The sequence below is a fragment of the Martelella endophytica genome (assembly GCF_000960975.1).
GTDB lineage: Bacteria > Pseudomonadota > Alphaproteobacteria > Rhizobiales > Rhizobiaceae > Martelella > Martelella endophytica.
Window position 1 is genome coordinate 2219476 of sequence record NZ_CP010803.1, and the last position, 17550, is coordinate 2237025.

Sequence of the window (17550 nt, forward strand, 5' to 3'; positions counted from 1 at the left end):
CGCCACCGCGGTCCATAATTTTGCCGCGCAGGTGAGACGGGAGAGAGGGAGAGGGTGCGGCCCCTCTCACACGCGCCAGGTCTCGCGCTCTGTCGCCGACTGCCAGAACATCCACTCATATTGCGCGGCGCGGGTGAAGACGTCGAGCATCTGCTGATATTCGGCCGCCGAGGCAAGCGTCGCCGCCTCGTCAGCGAAAGCGATGACGGCGCGGGCGCCCTCGGCGAATTCCGGATCGCCATAGGTGTCGATCCAGGCCTGATAGGGGTTGCCCGGGGTCTTCTCCATCGCCTTGATGCGGACACCGACGTCCCAGTAGATCCAGAAGCATGGCAGGATCGCGGCGACGCCGACGGCATAGGACGACGATTGCACCACATTCATCAGGAAGTTGATGTAGGCAAACCCGCTCGGCGAGGCGGCTGCGCCATCGAGGTCTTCCGGGGATATGCCGAAGGTCTTCAGAAAATCCGAATGCAGACCCTGTTCGACGAGGATCGCCCGCTTCGAGGAGTCGAGGAAGCGCAGCATCTGCTCGCTCTCCGGCGCCTTCGCGGCGATGATCGCCAGCGCGCGGGAATATTCCTTCAGATACAGCATGTCCTGCTGGATGTAGTGCAGGAAGACGTCACCCGAGAGGCTGCCATCGGCCAGTTCCTTCAGGAGCGGCAGTTCGTCGATCGCCTTGCGGATCGGGGCGATCACCTCCCAGACGTGGGCACTGAACGGGCCGTCGGTGACCTTGATATCCGGTTTTGCCATGGTCGCTTACTCCGGCAGAGAGTCGTTGGTGAAATAGGCCGAGAGGTCCGGCTTTTCGGAGAGCGTGTCGCCGTTCTCGTCGATCAGCGTGCCGGATTGCATCAGGTAGGCGCCGAGCTTGTCGAATTTCTCGGCATCGATGGTGCCGATCGTGCCGTCCTCGGCGACCAGGTAATGGCCGTCGACCAGCGTTTTCATCGAACCGTGGACGAGGTCGGCATTGGTCAGCACCGAGGGATTGGCTTCGATCAGGATATCGGCGGCCTCATCCGGGTGGTCGGCCGCGAACTGGAAACCCTTCAGCGTGGCGGCGAGGAAGGCCCTGGCGGTCTCGGGATTGGCATCGAGATAGTCGTCGGAAGAGACGAGCATGGTCGTCTGCTGGTCCGGAACGCCGTAATCGGCATAGCGGAAGGCGCGCTGCTCAAGGCCCTCGAGTTCGGCGGCAACGCCCTCCCAGGTTTCGATATCGAGGGTGAAATCCACCTGGCCGTTGGCGAGCGCCTCATAGGACGAAGTGCCGAGCGTCACGGTCTCGAACTCGCCCTTGCCGCCGTCATTTTTGATCATGTCGGAGACGATCTGGTTCCAGATCCCGCCGAAGCCCGCGAAGATCATGCCGTCGAGATCCTTCGGCGACTGGATGTCATCGCGGTCGGCGTTGAACACCAGGCGGCCGGTTTCGTGCTGGACGATGGCATAGACGCCCTTGACGTCGGCGCCGGCGCTGCGCTGGGTGATCAGTTCGATCGGCCCGGTGACACCGAAGCCGGCAACGCCATTGGCGACCAGCGTGCCGGCACTGGTATCCGAATAGGGCAGTATGGTCACGTCGAGGCCGGCATCGTCGTAATAGCCTTGCGCCTCAGCGACATAGAGGCCGACATGGTTGGTGTTCGGCGTCCAGTCGAGCGCGACGGTGACGGGCTCGGCGGCGATTGCCTGGCCTGCGAGCGTCAGGCCGATGGCGGAGAGGATCATGCGCATGGTCGTTCCTTCCATTTCGGGTGCCTACCGGTCTTCTTCGGCAAGCAATGTTTCAAGGATCTGGTTTTCGATTTCGCGGGCCCGTGCGCCTGCCAGATCGGCAAGGTGGCGCGGACGCGGCAGGTCGACGTCGAAGGCTTCGATCACCTTCGCCGGGCGGCGCGAAAGCACGTAGATCCGGTCGGAGAGGTAAACGGCCTCGCGAACGTCATGGGTGATCAGCAGCGCGGTCCAGCGCTCCTTTTCCCAGACGCCTTCGAGAAAGCGTTGCATGGCGGTGCGGGTCAGCGCATCAAGCGCGCCGAAGGGCTCGTCGAGCAGCAGCATGTCGCGTTGCTGCACAACGGTACGCATCAGCGCCGCACGCTGGCGCATGCCGCCGGAAAGCGCTTGCGGGTAGTGGCGCTCGAAGCCTGCAAGGCCGAAGGTTTCGAACAGCGGTTCGACCTTTTCGCGGGCCTCCCGCCGCTTCATGCCCTGCACTTCGAGGCCGAGCGTGACATTGTCGATCAGCCGGCGCCATGGCATCAGCGCGTCGCGCTGGGGCATGAAGGCGAAGTGGGTGTTGGGGAAGGAAAGCGGCGCGCCGTCGAAACGGACCGCGCCGCCATCCCCCTTCTCGGCGCCGGTCAAGATCTTGAAAAGGGTCGATTTGCCGGCGCCGGAAGGGCCGAGAAGGCTGACGAAGGAACCGGGCGCGACGTCGAGCGAAAGCCCGTCGAGCACGTTCAGCCCGTCGAAGGATTTGGTCAGGCCTGAGACGGAAAGGCGCATGTCAGTCATTGACCGGCCTCCAGCGCACGAGAAGCCGTTCCACCAGCACCGTCGCGCCAAAGAGGACGAGTGTCAGTCCGGCCGAGATGAAAACGGCGGCGAGCACGAGATCCGGACGGAACGAGTTCTTGGCGTTCAGGATGTAGATGCCGAGACCCTTCGCGGCGCCCGCATATTCGGCAAAGATCGCGCCGACCACGGCATAGGTGATCGAGATGCGGAAGCCGGCGAAGAAATAGGGGAGCGCTGCGGGAAGCCGGGCGCGGTGGAACACGCCGAACCGGGTGGCGCCCATCGAATAGAGCAGGTCCTCGATCTCCGGCTCGCTGGCGCCGAAGCCGCGCAACCAGGCGACCAGCATCGGAAAGAAGGTGACGAGGGCGACGAGCAGGATCTTCGGCAGCAGACCGAAGCCCAACCAGAGCACCACCAGCGGTGCAATCGCCACCAGCGGCAGCGTCTGGCTGATGATGAACAGCGGGATCAGCGCCTGCCGCATCAGCTTCGAGAAATCGAGCAGCACGGAAAGCACGAAGGCCGCGGCAAGCGACAGCGAAAAGCCGATGAGCGTCGCCTTGATCGTCGGAATGGTGTTGTCAATAAGCGTTGCGCGGTTCGCCCAGGCCTGCACGGCGATGCGGCTTGGCGCGGGCAGCGTCGTCGGGCGGATGCCGGAGAGCCGGGCATAAAGTTCCCAGAGCACGAGCAACACCAGCACCGCCGCAATGGCGGGCAGGGCACGCGCTACAGTCTGCCGCCACGCGGGGCGGCGTCCATTCGTCATGGTCATCGCTCCACAGGTATCAGGCTTTGAGGCTCGGGCTGTTGGCCGAGATGGTGACGTCGAGCGCCACATGGCCGGCCGGGGTGCCGAAGCGGACAAAGGCCTGGTGCAGCGCTTCGAACACGGCGGCGCTGTCACCGGAAAGCTTGGTGCAGAAGTTCTTCGGCTTGGCGAAGACGCCTGCCTGCTTCAGGAAGTCGATGCAGCCATAAACCTCGTCCATGTGGATCGAGGCGCCCGGCACATAAAGCGAGAACTGGCCATCGGCGCGCTGGCCGGAGGTGGGCTTTGCCTTGACCGATTCAACGGCTTCAGCCTGTCGTTCGGCAAGCGGGCCGAACAGGCCGGCATCGAGCGGACCCTCGCAGATCGGATCGTCCGGCTCGCCGGGGCAGCCGCGCGAGACGGTGGCGTGTAGCACGGTGTGGTGCCCGGTCTTCGCGGCCGTTTCGAACAGCGCCTGCATGGCGGCAAACAGCTCCTCATGCGGGCCGACGAGAAGCGTCGAGACATCGTCGGTCTCGACCCTGAGCTTCTCCGTGTCCATCGCCTTGACAGCATCGAGGATGACATCGACGAAACCGTCGGTCATCGGATAAAGGGAAATTTGTGCACCGGAAAACATTTTACCTCGCTCCGCTGGCATTACCCAGATCAGCTAAAGGGTCAGAAGACATGGCGTCTTCAATCTCAGCCCCGGCGATACGGAGCACCCCTGTGAATGTGGCCGGACGCTAGCACCGCCCGTGAGCGGTTGCAAGGGGCGGCGACAGCGTTGTGAAGCTTTTGTTACCGTCCTCGAACGGCGCCGTCCGGGTGCGGCGGAAATCGCTCGGTGACATGCCGGAGATCTCGCGGAAGCACTTGTTGAAGGCGCTGAGCGAGCCGAAGCCGGCGCGCATCGCCGCATCGGTGACGTTGGCGCCGTCCTCCAGCAGCAGTGCCTGCGTGTAGGACACGCGCAGGAGGTTGACGTAGCGGTTGATGGTGAGCCCGGTGCATTTGCGAAACAGGCTCATCGCATATTTCGGATGCAGGCCGACGGCTGCGGCAATGGCGGCCGAATCGATATCCTCCTGGAACCGCGCCGAGATGTAGTCGCACATCCGCGCCACCTTCGACTGCGACTGGAAGGCATCATCGACGCTGTGCGCTTCGGGCTCCGTTGTCGTGCCGGTCAGGGCATAGGCGTCAAAGCGGATGCGCTGCAGCCGGAGCAGCAGCTCATTGACGGCGTGGTCACGGCGTTCCGGATCGGCGGTGGCGATCATCCGGTTCCAGCGCTCGAAATTGGCGGGGTCGGCGGCATCCGTCGCCGCGGTCACCAGGCATCCGCCGCGCATCAGGGCGGCGGCGATGCCCTGCGGCAGGTTGAGGCGGAAGAAGTGGAAAAGCGGCAGGTGCACCACGGCGTAGCGCGAATCGGGCGAGGACACGTCCATCCGGTGCGCCCGGCCGCCCCAGAACAGGCAGAGGTCGCCGGCGCCAAGGCGCATGTCGCAGCCCTCCATAAGGTAGCGCACATGGCCTTCGAAAACGTAGTTCACCTCCACCTGTGCATGCCAGTGAGGGGCCGCCATCGGCTGCGGATGCGAGATCGCGAACTGCAGTTCCGTCGGCGTTCGTTCGACCCCTGTGATGCCGATCTTACTATTCGCCAAGCCTGTCTTCCCTCCCGATGAGACAAATGCCCGAGGATGCGATCTTATCCATTGTCAGAAAAAAGACCATCGTGATCGTCTACGCATCGGGAGGAGTTGCATGAAAGATCATCTCAACTGGGGCATCATCGGGCCGGGCACCATCGCACGCGCCTTTGCCGGCGGGCTTGCCCATTCGAAGACCGGCAGGCTCGTGGCCATCGCCTCGCGCAATCCCCGGCCGGAGCTTGCCGCGCACTTTCCCGGCATTCGCTGCCTGACGGGATATGAAGCCCTGCTCGCCGATCCCGAGATCGACGCCGTCTATATCGCGACGCCGCATACCGAGCATGCCGAATGGGCGATCAAGGCGGCACGCGCGGGCAAGCATGCGCTGGTCGAAAAGCCGATCACGCTGTCGGCCATGGAGGCGGATGCGCTCTATCACGAGGCCGCAAAGGCCGGCGTGTTCATGGGCGAGGCCTATATGTACCGCCTTCACCCGCTGACGCAGAAGCTCATCGACATGGTGAAGGAGGGGGCGGTCGGCGAAGTGCGGATGATCCGCTCCTCCTTCGGTTTCGACATGGGAGAGGTCGTCCCCGGCCATCGGCTGTTCAGCGCTGACCTTGCCGGCGGCGGCATCCTCGATGTCGGCGGCTATCCGGTTTCGATGGCGCGATTGATTGCGGGTGCTGCGGCCGGCAGGGACTATCTCGATCCGGTCAGAATCTCGGGGTCGGCCAGGATCGGCGAGACCGGGGCCGATGAATGGGCGGCGGCCATCCTCACCTTCGAAAACGGCATCGTCGCCGAGGTTGCCTGCTCTATCCGGGTGCAACAGGACAATGTGCTGTGGATCATGGGCAGCAAGGGGCGCATCGCGGTCAAGGACTTCTGGTTCGCCACCGGCCGCGAGGGCGGCACGATGACCATCGAGCTTTATGACGGCAAGGCGGGGCGCACTGAAATCCCGTTCAGCGACGATGGCTGGCTTTATGCCTATGAGGCCGACGCGGTGCATGCAGCACTCGCCGCCGGCCGCACCGGCTTTGCCGCCCCCGGCATGAGCCAGGCCGAAAGCGTCGCCAACATGCGGGTGCTCGATCACTGGCGCGATGCCGCGGGTCTGGTCTACCCGTTCGAAAAGGCTGCTCCGAAGAGCGTCAATATCCGGGGCGAAAAGGTGGTTGCCGGAAACGGGCTCGAAAAGCGGACCATTCCCGGCCTCTCGAAACCGGTCTCCGGCGTTGCGCTCGGCTTCGAATATTTCGAGACGCTGCCATCGGCGAGCGTCCTCCTCGATGCCTTCTACGAAGCCGGCGGCAATCTCTTCGATACCGCCTATATCTACGGCGGCGGCCTGACCGAGGCGATCTTTGGCGGCTGGCTGAAGAGCCGCGGCATCGACCGGGAGAGCGTCGCCGTCATCGGCAAGGGCGTCCACAGCCCACTCTGCTATCCGGATGTCATCGCCAGCCAACTCGAACAGTCGCTGGAGCGGATGGGAACCGACTATGTCGATGTCTATTTCATGCATCGCGACAATCCGGATATCCCGGTGGACGAGTTCGTCGATGCCATGGATGAACAGGCGAAGGCCGGGCGCATCCGCGGCATCTTCGGTGGTTCGAACTGGACGAAGGAGCGGCTTTCCGCGGCCGTTGACTATGCCCGCAGGAACGGGCGCACGGCACCTTCAGCCGTCTCCAACAACTTCGCGCTGGCCGAAATGGTCGACCCGGTCTGGGCCGGCTGCGTCACGTCGTCGACGCCCGACTGGCGGGCGTGGCTGGAGACGGAACAGATGCCGGTGTTTTCCTGGTCGAGCCAGGGACGTGGCTTCTTTGTGCCGGATGACGAGCTCGATCCGGCTAACGCCGCCGAAGTCCGCCGCTGCTGGCATTCGCCGAAGAACCTCGCCCGACGCGAACGCGCCTTCGCGCTTGCCCGCGAACTCGGTTGCCATCCGGTGCAGGTGGCGTTCGCCTATCTGAAGACGCTGCCCTTCCCGGTGGTCCCGCTCATCGGCCCCCGCCGCGTGAGCGAGCTTGAGAGCAGCCTTGCGGCAACGGAAATCCGGTTGACTCCGGAGCAGGGCCGCTGGCTGGAAGAAGGTTGAGGTTGGACGAAAGCAACCTCCCCCTCAAAGGGGGGAGATCGCGGTTGTGAGGCCTCGTATCACGCCGGCAGTTCTTCGAATGCGGCAAGGTCGAAGTCAGCGAGCGATGTCAGGACGCCGGCGGCGCCGGTTGCGATGAGGCGTTGCGCATGCTCGTCGCGGATGCCTTTCAGGTGGTCACCGCCGACGAAGCCGAGGACGCGGATCTCTGCCCGCTTTGCCGCCAGCACACCGGCGGTCGCATCCTCGATGACGAGGCAGTGTCCGGGCTCGACGCCGAGCTTTTTTGCGGCAAAGAGGAAGAGGTCCGGAGCCGGTTTGCCATGGGCGACGGAATCGGCGCTGAAGGCGCGTCCGGTAAAGCGCTCGGCAAGTCCGATGCAGTTGAGCGCAATGCCGAGCCGCTCGTACGAACCGCCGGAGGCGATGCAATAGTTGATGCCTGCGGCATCCAGCCGGTCCAGCAGGGCGCTTGCGCCGGCAATCGGCTGCAGCTCGCGCTCGTAGCGTTCGAACAGGCGGCGATACCATTCGCGCTGAAATTCGTCATGGACGTCGCGGCCGGTGCGCTCGGTGATATGGCCGGTGATCTGCTTCAGCGAGGCGCCGAGGAAGATGGCGACGAGATCGTTCCAGTCGTAATCGACGCCGTAATCGGCAAGGCAGGCCTGCAGCTCGGCGAGCGCGATGATTTCACTGTTGGCGAGAACGCCGTCGAAGTCGAAGATGATGGTTCTGTTCATGGCTCACGTTTCAGGATGCATTCGGCGGTGACGTCATCGGTGATGAGCGTCGTGACTAGGCCGCGTTTCAGGGCGGCGACGATGACGTCGACCTTGTGGTTACCTGCCGCCGCGAGAATCCGCTCCGGAACCTTTTCGAGCGCCGGAAGGCTCATGCCGATGACGGTGCGGTTGAGAGGGTGATCGACCTCGCGGCCTCTCGCATCGATGAAGTGGCCGAGAATATCGCCGACCGCGCCGGCCGCGGCGAGATCGGCCGCGCTCACATCGGACGGCACGCCGTAGGTCATCAGGAACGAGCGCTCGGAGAGGTCGCCGGCCACCAGCACGGCGAGGTCGAGCGCTTCGAGCTTGTCGAGGTGCTGGCGAAAGACGGTATCCGACAGGAAGGCCTCGGTGTCGGCGCCGCGCGAAAGGTAGATCGGCGCGGCAAACAGCGAGTAGCGGGCGCCGAGACGATCGGCGAAGCCGGAGGCGATACCGAAGGAATTGAAGGCAGCGCCCTGCGACATGCCGCCGATCATCGAAACGATCTCGAGGGAAGGCCGCTCCATGCGCGGCAGCTGCTGGATCGCGCTGTTGAGCGTCATGCCCCAGGAAACGCCGATCGTCTGCCAGCGGGCCGCGGCAAGCCCGCTCGCCAGATGGAAGGCAAGAGCTGCGCCGGCGGGGCGGTGGTAATCATGATGGACCGGGTCGGCGGGGGCGACGATCGCCTCGTCAAGGCCGTAGCGGGCGACGAGCTCTGCCTGCATGTCGAGCCGGGCAACATGCGGCGACTGGATCTCGACGCGGACAAACCCCTTCGCCCGGGCTTCCTTGATCGCCTGGTTGACCCTGAGCCGGGTAACGCCGAGCCGGGTGGCCACCTCGGACTGGGTCAATCCGTTGACGAAATAGTGCCAGCACACCTCTGTCAAAAATACATCAGGATCGTCGTTGCTGGCCGTCATGTCTTTCGCCCACGGTTTCGTCCGGATTTCTATGACAATTTTTCACCTGATTTGCAAATTTGACATTTGTAAATTTACACTTGTACTGCTGGTGTTGCAATTGTAATAGGTAGGTGTCCGGCGGGAGGGGCGGGCGTGGAGGAGAAAGACATGACGACGATTCCAGAGGAAATGCGCGCCGTGGTTTGCCACGGCCCGGAGGACTACAGGCTCGAGACCCGGCCGGTGCCGAAGCCCGGGCCAGGCGAGGTGCTGGTGAGGGTCGTTGCCACCGGCGTCTGCGCCAGCGACGTCAAATGCTTTTCCGGCGCGCCCATGTTCTGGGGCGACGAGGGGCGGTCGGGCTATTGCGAAAGCGGTGTCACGGCCGGCCACGAGTTCGTTGGTCAGGTGGTGGCGCTCGGCGAGGGCGCGGGCGAGAAATATGGGCTTGCTGTCGGCGATCACGCCGTTTCGGAGCAGATCGTGCCCTGCGGAACCTGCCGCTATTGCCGCTCCGGCCATTACTGGATGTGCCAGCCGCATGACATCTACGGCTTCCATCACGCCACCCAAGGTTCCTGGGCGGAGTACATGCTGTTTCCGGCCAAGGCGCTGAATTACAAGCTGCCGGAAACCCTCAATCCCCGATACGGCGTCTTCGTCGAGCCGCTCGGTTGCTCGATCCATGCCGTCGAGCGCGGCAATATCGGGCTTTCGGATGTGGTGGTGATTTCCGGCTGCGGCGCGCTGGGCCTCGGCATGGTGGCGGCCGCGCGCATGAAAAGCCCCGCCAGGCTGATCGCGCTCGACCTCAACCCGCACCGGCTGGAATTGGCAAGGAAATGCGGTGCCGATATCGTCATCAATCCGGCGGAAACCGATGCCGTTGCCGAAATCAGGGCGCTGACGGACGGCTATGGCTGCGATGTCTATATCGAGGCGACCGGCGCGGCGAAGTCGGTCGAACAGGGGCTGCTGGCGATCCGCAAGCTTGGCACCTTCGTCGAGTTTTCCGTATTTCGCGAAAAGGTCACGGTCGACTGGACGATCATTGGCGATAGCAAGGAACTCAATCTCCACGGCTCGCACCTGAGCCCGGGCACCTATCCGACCGCGATCCGCATGCTGGAGCAAGGCCTCCTGCCGATGGAAGACATTCTCACCCACACGCTGCCGCTTGAAGATTTCCGCAAGGGCATTGCGATTGCAGCCGACGGCTCGCAATCGCTGAAGGTGGTGCTGGAGCCGGGCAGGGCGGGCTGAGGGTGTTTCCTAGGGACGCCGCGATGGCGGAGGCCCAAACGGAAATGCCCGCCAGCCGGCGGGCACTCGATTGTGGACAGGCCCTTGGATGCGCAAGTTTACACCTTCGCTGGCATTCTCCCACAGGTGTCATGGTCGGACCTGATCCGAGCATCCAGGCGACTTGAGCATTGAATTTCAGCGGACTTATTGCGAGCCCGTGTCGCGTTGCCTGGATCCTCGTGTCAAGCACGAGAATGACGCCGAGTTTAAGGGCAGGTTTGTCAGCACCCTGATGCCCGCCAGCCGGCGGGCATTTCCGTTGCCAGTCGGATGTCAGAAGTCGCGTTCGAGGCGGAACCAGCCGAACCAGTTCTGCTGGTTCCAGTCGTCGTCGATGAAGGCATAGTTGGCATTGAGCCTGGCGTGGAAGTTGTCGACGATTTCCCAGTCGGCCACCGCGCCGGCCTCCCAGAAGGCCTTGTCGTTGCTGGCGACGTTATATTGGGTCTGCGGCGCCAGAACCAACTTGTCGGTCACGTTGAAATAGTAGTTCGCGGCCACCGCATATTTCAGATAGGTGCCGGCGATCGGGGAATCGTCCCAGTTGGCGGCGGTGAAGTCCGGCGCATAGGAAATGAAGCCGCTTTCGTATAGGCCGGCGATTTCGAAGGTGCCGGGTCCGATGCCAAAGCCCGCCCACGGGCGGATGGCGTAGTTCTCGTTGTAGCTGTCATAGGCCGCATCGAGTTTCAGATACTGGCTGTCGGAAACGACGTAGCCGAGGCGACCGGAGAGCGCGAGCTTGTTCGAACCGGCGGGGAAGCCGCCAGCTCCGGCCTCGCTCGGGTCAAGCGCGTCGATCTGCAGTGCGGCCTCGAAATGGTCGACATGCACACCGAGACGGATCGAATTGTACTTGGTGGTATTGTCGATATTGTCGAGTTCGCCGTAGAGATCCTGGTCCCAGAAAGACTTGAAATAGCCGGCGCGGACATAAACGTCGTCGCCGAGATTGAGGTAGACGTCGTCGAGTGTGATCGAGCTGCTGCCGTTGGAATAGAGCTCGATCTCGGGCGCGATCACAGAGGTCAGCGTCCCGAGCTCGGTGTCCGTTTTTGCCCAGACCTCGAAGACCGTCTTGGTCAGCGTCGTCCAGTCCGCATCAAGCGGACCGCCGGTCTGGATGCCGCCGGCGTCAACCTCGAAACGGACATAGCCATCGAAGGAAAGGCAGGTCTCGGTGCCGGGAATGTAGAAGAAGCCCGAACCGAAGGCATCGCAGATTTCAACATAGTTCGCCGCGACGGGCTCGATCACGACGACCGGATCGGCGGCCTTTGCACCACCGGCTGCTGCCAGAAGTGATGCCGAAGCGATAAGTAGTTCCCTGGTTTTCATTTTTCCCTCCAACTGACGGGTCACAAACACAAATCCGGCAGAGCCGGCCTTCAGTGGCGCTTATTCTTTCGTCGTTCGGTTGTCGGCGATTGTAGTGGGACTATACGCGCCTCGGCGATGAACTCAATTCGCGGCTGTGCATCTGCGGTGAAGGAAGGGCCACTCGACCTGCTTTTCGACAATCGGTGTGCTGAATCGGCAACGTGCAGGCGTCACTTTTTACACTGATAGGTACCAGTGTAGAAAAGTAGCTGCGATTTCAACAGAGAAAAGGTCGAACTTATTCCTGCTAAAACAAAGCGTTAGCGTTTGCCGAAATTGACGTCACGGATGCCGCGATCCGAAGAATATCGGCAACTGGCCGCCACGCTGCTCAGTCTTCGGCCTTCCGGGCGCCTTTGGTTGCAACGCACGAACCGTGTTGAGCCGAAGCGCCTCCGGTGGCTCAACCGGACCAGCCGCGCCGCACGGTGCTGCCGATCGTCAAGCGCCGGCTGGCTTTGCAAATTTCTCCCGCGCCGCCGGCGGTTGGCGCTTGCCGAGGGCGCGGCTTTGGAGTATTTCCCATTCCCGGAAAAGGGGCCGTAGCTCAGCTGGGAGAGCGCTGCAATCGCACTGCAGAGGTCGGCGGTTCGATCCCGCTCGGCTCCACCATTTCCCCGACAATCGGAAGCTTTCAGTTCTTGTCGTCCGGCAGAACAGGCAGCGGCATGATCTCGATGCCTTCCTCCAGCAGGTCGCGCACGTCGTCGAGGTTGGCCTCGCCGATGATGCCGCGCTCCTCGGCTTCGCCATAATGGATCCTGCGGGCTTCCTCGGGAAATCGTTCTCCGACATCCTCGGCGTTCGACCGGATCTCGGCGACGGCCTTGCGCAGCTTTTCGACCGCCTCGCGCTGGGCGCGGTCGACCAGGGCTGCCTGGCGCTGTTCCTGCTTGCGGGCGGTCGAGACGGGCGGCGCCATCAGTCCCTTGGATACGGAAGCCGAGCCGCAGACCGGACAGGTCAGAAGTCCGCGTTGGACCTGGCTGTCGAAATCCGCACTGCCGGAAAACCATCCGTCAAAGGCATGTCCGTTGTCGCAGGAAAGGGAATAATGGATCACGGTGGTCTGTCTCTTGCTCGCCCTAAGCGCCGACTTCGGCGAGGGTGAAGGGCCGGATATTCTTCAGGTTCGGAACCTTGCCGCGCGCCGCAGCGACGGCATCCGTATCGATCTCGGCCACGATCACCGCCTCGCCGGTATCGCCCGCCTCGGCCAGCACACGGCCCCACGGGGCGATGATGATCGAATGGCCGAAGGTCTCCCGGCCGTCCTCGTGGGTGCCCGCCTGGGCCGCGGAGATCATGTAGGCGCCGTTTTCGATGGCGCGGGCGCGCTGCAGCATGTGCCAGTGGGCGAGACCCGTCTGGCGGGTGAAGGCGGCGGGCGCGGTCAGCACTTCGGCGCCGGCAAGCCCGTAGGCGCTGAAGAGATCGGGAAAGCGTACGTCGTAGCAGATTCCCATGCCGATCGCGGCAAAGGGCAGCCGGGCGATGACGGCGGTTTCGCCGGGGCGGTAGACCGCGCTCTCGCGCCAGCTCTCGCCATTGTCGAGGTCGACATCGAACATGTGGATCTTGTCGTAACGGGTAACGAGCCCGCCACCCGGACCAAACAGAAAGGCCCTGTTGGCAATCATGTCGCCCTCAAGCGCGATCGCCGTCGAGCCGATGTGCAGGTGAATGCCGAGTTCACCGGCAAGCGCGGCAGCGGTGCGCACGATGATGTCGTCAGCCTCACCCTTGAGCACGGCCCGAAGGCCGGCGCGGTCCTTCTGCACGGCGCCGGTCATCTCCGGAGTCTGGACATACTGGGCGCCCTTGCCGGCGGCCTTGCGGACGAGCCGGTCCAGGGTTTCGGCGTTCTTCTCGGGATTTGTGCCCGAGCACATCTGGATCGCGGCGGCGGTGAAGCGGGTCATGAACCTGTCCTAGGCAGCGAGCAGCGGATCGAGCTTGCCCTCGCGGTCTAGCGCGTAGAGGTCGTCGCAACCGCCGACATGCTGGTCGTCGATGAATATCTGGGGGAAAGTCGCAGCCCCCTTGGCCCGGTCGATCATCACCGCGCGCACATCCGGCGTCTCGGTGGCGTTGAATTCCTTATAGTCGACGCCCTTCTTTTCCAGAAGCGCCTTGGCGCGGGCGCAGAAACCACAGAACTCGCGGGTATAGATCTCGACTTTAGCCATCTCGGTTCCTTCCGTTGGTACGGTCTTTTCAGCGTTTCATATAGGTTCGTCAAGCACCCGTGCAAAGGTCAGAACGCTGACATCGGCGGCTCCCTTGCGCTTGAGCAGCCGTGCGACCGCCGAAACCGTGGCTCCGGTCGTGTAAACATCGTCAACCAGCACGATGCGCTTGCCGAACACCGCATCCTCCCGGTTCGGCGCAAGAGCGAAGGCGCCGCGCACATTGTCGGCGCGCGCCGCCCGCGTCAGCCCCACCTGGTGGGCGGTGGGCCGGGTGCGGCGCATCAGGCCCGGCAGGAACGGCTTGCCGGATTGGCGCGCCAGGTTGCGGGCCAGCTCCGCCGACTGGTTGAAGCGGCGGGCGAGCATACGGTTGCGGTGAAGCGGGATCGCGGCGATCGCGTCGCAGCCGGCAATCATGCCGTCTTCCGCCCTCAGCATCCAGCTCGCCATCATCACCGCGAGATGGGTATTGTCCCGGTATTTCAGCGCGTGGACGAGATTGCGTACGGTGCCGTTGAAATAGGCGGCCGAGCGCAGCCGGTCAAAGTCTGGGGGATGGGCGATCGCCTCGGCACTCATGATACCATCGCCGAGATCGTGAGAAAATGGCGTGCCGAGCACGGCGCAGAACGGGCGTTCGATGAAGCGGATGTCGCTCCAGCAGGCGGTGCAGAGCGCGTTGTGGCTGCCGGTCGTGCGGCCGCAGGCGGCGCAGATCGGCGGAAAAAGCAGTTCGCCGGCAAAGGTGAGGGCCCCGCGGGCAAGGGCCGCAGGCCGGGCAAGCCTTGAATGCGCCGGGCCGGTGTCTTCCATGTCCTTGACACTAACCTCTTGCCGGGTGCATTTCACCTGCGAAAAATGCGGGTGGCGCGGGCGCGCAAACAAGGAAAGGCGAAACCGATGGAACAGGTTTTCGATACCGGGCTTGTCGAGCGCAACCGGCTGAAGGCGCTTGCCGGCGCCCGGCCCGGCGTGGATTTCCTGCTGAAGCTCGCGGCCGAGGAGATGGCCGACCGGCTCGCCGTGGTCGAGCGCGAATTCCCGCAGGCGGTCGAGCTCTATGGCGCAACCGGCGTGGTGGCGGACTCGGTCATGGCGACCGGCAAGGTCGGCGCAATGTTGCGCGTCGACACCGATGCCGCCTTTGCCCGTAACGGCGAGGCGTTTGAACAGGCGCCATTTGAATTCCCCGACCTTGAAGCGCAATCCGCCAATCTGGTACTTGCGCCGCTCTCCGCGCATCTGACCAACGACACGCCGGGATTTTTCATCCAGGCGCGCCGGGCGCTGAAGCCGGATGGGCTGTTTCTGGCCGCGATCCCCGGCAGCGGCACGCTCGGCGAACTGCGCGAATGTCTGCTTGCTGCCGAAGCCGAAATCTATGGCGGCGCCAGCCCGCGTGTCATTCCCTTCGCCGATGTCCGCGATATTGGCGGGCTCTTGCAGCGGGCAGGCTTTGCGCTACCGGTGGTCGACCAGGAAAACTACACCGTGCGCTACGACACGCTGTTTAACCTGATGGCCGACCTCAAGGCGATGGGCATGGCCAACCCGCTCGCCGACCGACCGAAGCGGCCGGTGAGCCGCGCTTTCTTCCTGCGTGCCGCCGAACTCTACGCCGAGCGCTTCAGCGATCCCGACGGCCGCATCCGCGCCACCTTCTCGATCATCCACGTCTCCGGCTGGGCGCCCCATGAGAGCCAGCAGCAACCGCTGAAGCCCGGCTCCGCCAAGGCGCGGCTCGCCGATGCGCTGAATACGGAAGAGATCAAGCTGAAGCGGTGAGGGTAATGCTGGTGTGCCTTGCGGCTTTGGTGAAGGGGGCAACGGACACGCGCCGATTACGGCCCAGCCGGGCCGGTCGTCTGAACTGGACTCACAGCACAGCCCCCAAAACATCTCGCCCCGGAGGGGAGAGATGCCCCGAAAGGGGCAGTGAGGGTCGAGTCTTTGCACGCGAACGCCCTCACGGATCGAAATGCTGCATCACCCTCACTGTCGCTTTCGCGACATCTCTCCCGCAGGCGGGAGAGAGGAACCCGAGCAAGCGGAAAGGCTCTTATGCAATTCTCTGCTCAAGGGGATGGTTACGGGCTAGAAGCCTTTGTGGCGCAGAAGCTGACAGCATTTTGGCGCCTCACGCTCGGTCGCCTCACTCAGCCCATTCGCCGCCGCGCATCACCGGGGTGGCGTTGCCTGCGGCATCAAGGCCGTCGATGTCGATCTTGTCGGAGCCGATCATCCAGTCGATGTGGATCAACGAGGAATTGCCGCCCTTGGCCGCGATTTCGTCGGGTGTCAGTTTGTCGCCGTCGATGAAGCACTTCGAATAGCACTGGCCGAGTGCGATGTGGCAGGAAGCGTTTTCATCAAAGAGGGTGTTGTAGAACAGGATGCCGCTTGCCGAGATCGGCGAGGAATGCGGCACCAGCGCCACTTCGCCGAGCCGGCGGGCGCCCTCGTCGGTATCAAGCACGCGGTTCAGCACATCCTCACCCTTTGACGCATTGGCCCTGACGATCCGGCCCTCGCTGAATTCGACGCGGATATCGTCGATGAGCGTACCCTGATGCGACAGCGGCTTGGTGGAGGAGACGTGACCCTCGACGCGCAGCCGATGCGGTGTCGTGAAGACTTCCTCGGTCGGGATGTTCGGATTGCAGACGATGCCGTTCTTCGCCTTCGAGGCGCCGCCGCTCCATTCGTGGTCGTCGGCAAGTCCGATGGTGAGGTCGGTGCCGGGGCCGGTGTAACGCAGGGCCGAGAAGCGCTTCTCGTTCAGCCAGGTATAGCGGGCGCGCAGATTGGCATTGTGCTCCTGCCATGCGGCGATGGGGTCGGTCTCGTCGACGCGGGAGGCGGCGAAGATGGCCTTGGCGAGCTTCGCGACCGCCATCGCGTCCGGATCGTCCGGAAAAACAGTCTTCGCCCAGGCCAGCGAGGGGTAGGAAACGATGTTCCAGTTGATGTCGAAACCGGCGATCTTTTCCAGTGCCGGCTTGTAGGCCGTGGAATTGGCGCGATTGGCGCGGGCAACCTTGTTCGGGTCCTGCGCCGACAGCAGCATCGGGTTGTCGCCGGCAATCGCAAGGCGTGCGGCACCCTGTTCATAGGCCTTGCCCATCCCCTCGTAGAGCCAGCCGGCGGCCTTGTCGAAGCTTGCCTCAGAGCCGTTCTCGAAACGCTCCAGCGTGGTTTCCGGGTCGGAATAGATCGTGGTGACAATGCCGGCGCCGGCGCGGTAGGCATGGCGGGCAATCAGGCGGGCCAGCGGCTGCGCCTCGATCGGCGCGGTCATGACGAGATCCTGCCCGTCTGCAAGGTTGAGCCCGACGCGAACGGCGACCTCCGCCAGTTTCTCGAGCTTTTCCATGTCGATGGGGTGGGGAAGCCGGGGTTGAGCGTTCATGGGCGCCTCGCTAGCTGATTGGTGTGTCGTGACACTATCTAGTTTGTTTTCTGGCGAAATTGAAGCGCCCCGGCCTTCCCGAACCCCTCTAGTATGAAAATACGCAGTTCAGGTCGCGCATGATCGCTGCATTCTCTGCAAGCTTGTCGTTCCAGAAGCGCTGCTTTTCCTTGGCGTCTTCCATATCACGCTTGATCTTCATGCTGTCGCCATCAATGGCCCGTAGTTTCTCCTCAGCGCGCGTCAGCGCGATTTCCAAGCCTATTTCTGCGATGCCGGCTCCACCTCGAACGATCGGATTTGGAGCCTGTCCGGCTGCCGTCGCGGCCGCTTGTGCTGCCTGCAATTTATAGACCTCGTTCTGGGTTCTGGCGCTTTCGGCCTTGGCTTGTTCGAAGCGTTGAGCGGCGAGGTGTAAGCATCTGCTGCCTTTTTGATTTCATCGTTGATCCTTACCTCCGTTTGCCACCGTTGACGGCACAGGGCGGGATCTTTTTCCGGTTCACGCATGTTGATT

18 protein-coding genes, 1 tRNA gene and 1 riboswitch are annotated in these 17550 nt (G+C 63.2%); of the genes, 4 read left to right on the forward strand and 15 right to left on the reverse strand.

The window, feature by feature from the left end:
* Window positions 1-66: 66 nt before the first annotated feature.
* The 6 genes from TM49_RS10025 to TM49_RS10050 form a co-directional block, all read right to left on the reverse strand.
* A complete protein-coding gene (locus TM49_RS10025; protein WP_045680968.1) occupies window positions 67-762 on the reverse strand; it encodes a TenA family protein in 696 nt (231 codons plus the stop codon).
* Window positions 763-768: 6 nt separating this feature from the next.
* Window positions 769-1743, reverse strand: coding sequence for an ABC transporter substrate-binding protein (locus tag TM49_RS10030; protein ID WP_425283288.1), 975 nt, complete (start codon window positions 1741-1743; stop codon window positions 769-771).
* Between the two features lie 30 nt (window positions 1744-1773).
* The gene (locus TM49_RS10035; protein ID WP_045680972.1) at window positions 1774-2532 is read right to left on the reverse strand and encodes an ABC transporter ATP-binding protein; all 759 of its coding nucleotides are present in this window, start codon (window positions 2530-2532) and stop codon (window positions 1774-1776) included.
* Window positions 2525-3307 carry an ABC transporter permease gene (locus TM49_RS10040; protein ID WP_425283281.1) on the reverse strand — a complete coding sequence of 261 codons (783 nt, stop codon included), beginning with the start codon at window positions 3305-3307 and terminating at the stop codon, window positions 2525-2527. Before TM49_RS10040 ends, TM49_RS10035 begins: the two co-directional genes overlap by 8 nt.
* Window positions 3308-3326: 19 nt before the next feature.
* The gene (locus TM49_RS10045; protein ID WP_045680975.1) at window positions 3327-3932 is read right to left on the reverse strand and encodes a YkoF family thiamine/hydroxymethylpyrimidine-binding protein; all 606 of its coding nucleotides are present in this window, start codon (window positions 3930-3932) and stop codon (window positions 3327-3329) included.
* Window positions 3921-4034: riboswitch (TPP riboswitch) on the reverse strand. Its footprint overlaps the gene before it by 12 nt.
* Window positions 4035-4041: 7 nt before the next feature.
* Complete coding sequence (locus TM49_RS10050; RefSeq protein ID WP_244464841.1) at window positions 4042-4968, reverse strand: helix-turn-helix domain-containing protein; 927 nt, start codon at window positions 4966-4968, stop codon at window positions 4042-4044.
* Between the two features lie 100 nt (window positions 4969-5068).
* Between TM49_RS10050 and TM49_RS10055 the strand changes: the two genes are divergently transcribed.
* The gene (locus TM49_RS10055; RefSeq protein ID WP_045680977.1) at window positions 5069-7069 is read left to right on the forward strand and encodes an aldo/keto reductase; all 2001 of its coding nucleotides are present in this window, start codon (window positions 5069-5071) and stop codon (window positions 7067-7069) included.
* A 59-nt stretch (window positions 7070-7128) separates the two neighbouring features.
* On the opposite strand, the gene TM49_RS10060 is transcribed toward TM49_RS10055, so the two are convergent.
* Window positions 7129-7812: an HAD family hydrolase gene (locus TM49_RS10060; protein WP_045680981.1), complete on the reverse strand. Its 684-nt coding sequence runs from the start codon at window positions 7810-7812 to the stop codon at window positions 7129-7131.
* Window positions 7809-8765: a sugar-binding transcriptional regulator gene (locus tag TM49_RS10065; protein ID WP_045680982.1), complete on the reverse strand. Its 957-nt coding sequence runs from the start codon at window positions 8763-8765 to the stop codon at window positions 7809-7811. Before TM49_RS10065 ends, TM49_RS10060 begins: the two co-directional genes overlap by 4 nt.
* A 150-nt stretch (window positions 8766-8915) precedes the next feature.
* Here TM49_RS10065 and TM49_RS10070 point away from each other — a divergent pair, with 150 nt between their 5' ends.
* Window positions 8916-10010 carry an alcohol dehydrogenase catalytic domain-containing protein gene (locus TM49_RS10070; RefSeq protein WP_045685096.1) on the forward strand — a complete coding sequence of 365 codons (1095 nt, stop codon included), beginning with the start codon at window positions 8916-8918 and terminating at the stop codon, window positions 10008-10010.
* 315 nt (window positions 10011-10325) lie between these two features.
* Here TM49_RS10070 and TM49_RS10075 read toward each other — a convergent pair whose 3' ends face one another.
* Entirely contained in the window at window positions 10326-11390 is a 1065-nt protein-coding gene (locus tag TM49_RS10075; protein ID WP_045680983.1) for a porin, read from the reverse strand.
* 578 nt (window positions 11391-11968) lie between these two features.
* Here TM49_RS10075 and TM49_RS10080 point away from each other — a divergent pair.
* Window positions 11969-12044, forward strand: a tRNA-Ala gene (locus tag TM49_RS10080).
* A 22-nt stretch (window positions 12045-12066) separates the two neighbouring features.
* On the opposite strand, the gene TM49_RS10085 is transcribed toward TM49_RS10080, so the two are convergent.
* From TM49_RS10085 to TM49_RS10100, 4 genes are read right to left on the reverse strand one after another with little or no spacing between them, the layout of a single operon-like run.
* Window positions 12067-12495 carry a DUF1178 family protein gene (locus TM49_RS10085; RefSeq protein WP_045680984.1) on the reverse strand — a complete coding sequence of 143 codons (429 nt, stop codon included), beginning with the start codon at window positions 12493-12495 and terminating at the stop codon, window positions 12067-12069.
* A gap of 22 nt (window positions 12496-12517) precedes the next feature.
* On the reverse strand, window positions 12518-13354 hold the full coding sequence (locus TM49_RS10090) for a carbon-nitrogen hydrolase family protein (RefSeq protein WP_045680986.1): 837 nt from the start codon (window positions 13352-13354) through the stop codon (window positions 12518-12520).
* Window positions 13355-13363: 9 nt separating this feature from the next.
* A complete protein-coding gene (gene grxC, locus TM49_RS10095; protein WP_045680987.1) occupies window positions 13364-13621 on the reverse strand; it encodes a glutaredoxin 3 in 258 nt (85 codons plus the stop codon).
* A 36-nt stretch (window positions 13622-13657) separates the two neighbouring features.
* Window positions 13658-14437, reverse strand: a complete 780-nt coding sequence (locus TM49_RS10100; protein ID WP_045680990.1) for a ComF family protein — start codon at window positions 14435-14437, stop codon at window positions 13658-13660.
* Window positions 14438-14524: 87 nt separating this feature from the next.
* Between TM49_RS10100 and TM49_RS10105 the strand changes: the two genes are divergently transcribed.
* Window positions 14525-15409, forward strand: a complete 885-nt coding sequence (locus tag TM49_RS10105) for a methyltransferase domain-containing protein (protein WP_045685097.1) — start codon at window positions 14525-14527, stop codon at window positions 15407-15409.
* A gap of 367 nt (window positions 15410-15776) precedes the next feature.
* Here TM49_RS10105 and TM49_RS10110 read toward each other — a convergent pair whose 3' ends face one another.
* Window positions 15777-17033, reverse strand: coding sequence for an aminopeptidase (locus TM49_RS10110; protein WP_045680992.1), 1257 nt, complete (start codon window positions 17031-17033; stop codon window positions 15777-15779).
* Between the two features lie 88 nt (window positions 17034-17121).
* Window positions 17122-17379 (reverse strand): hypothetical protein, encoded by a 258-nt coding sequence (locus TM49_RS23430; RefSeq protein WP_144409533.1) that lies wholly within the window; start codon window positions 17377-17379, stop codon window positions 17122-17124.
* Window positions 17380-17550: the final 171 nt, after the last annotated feature.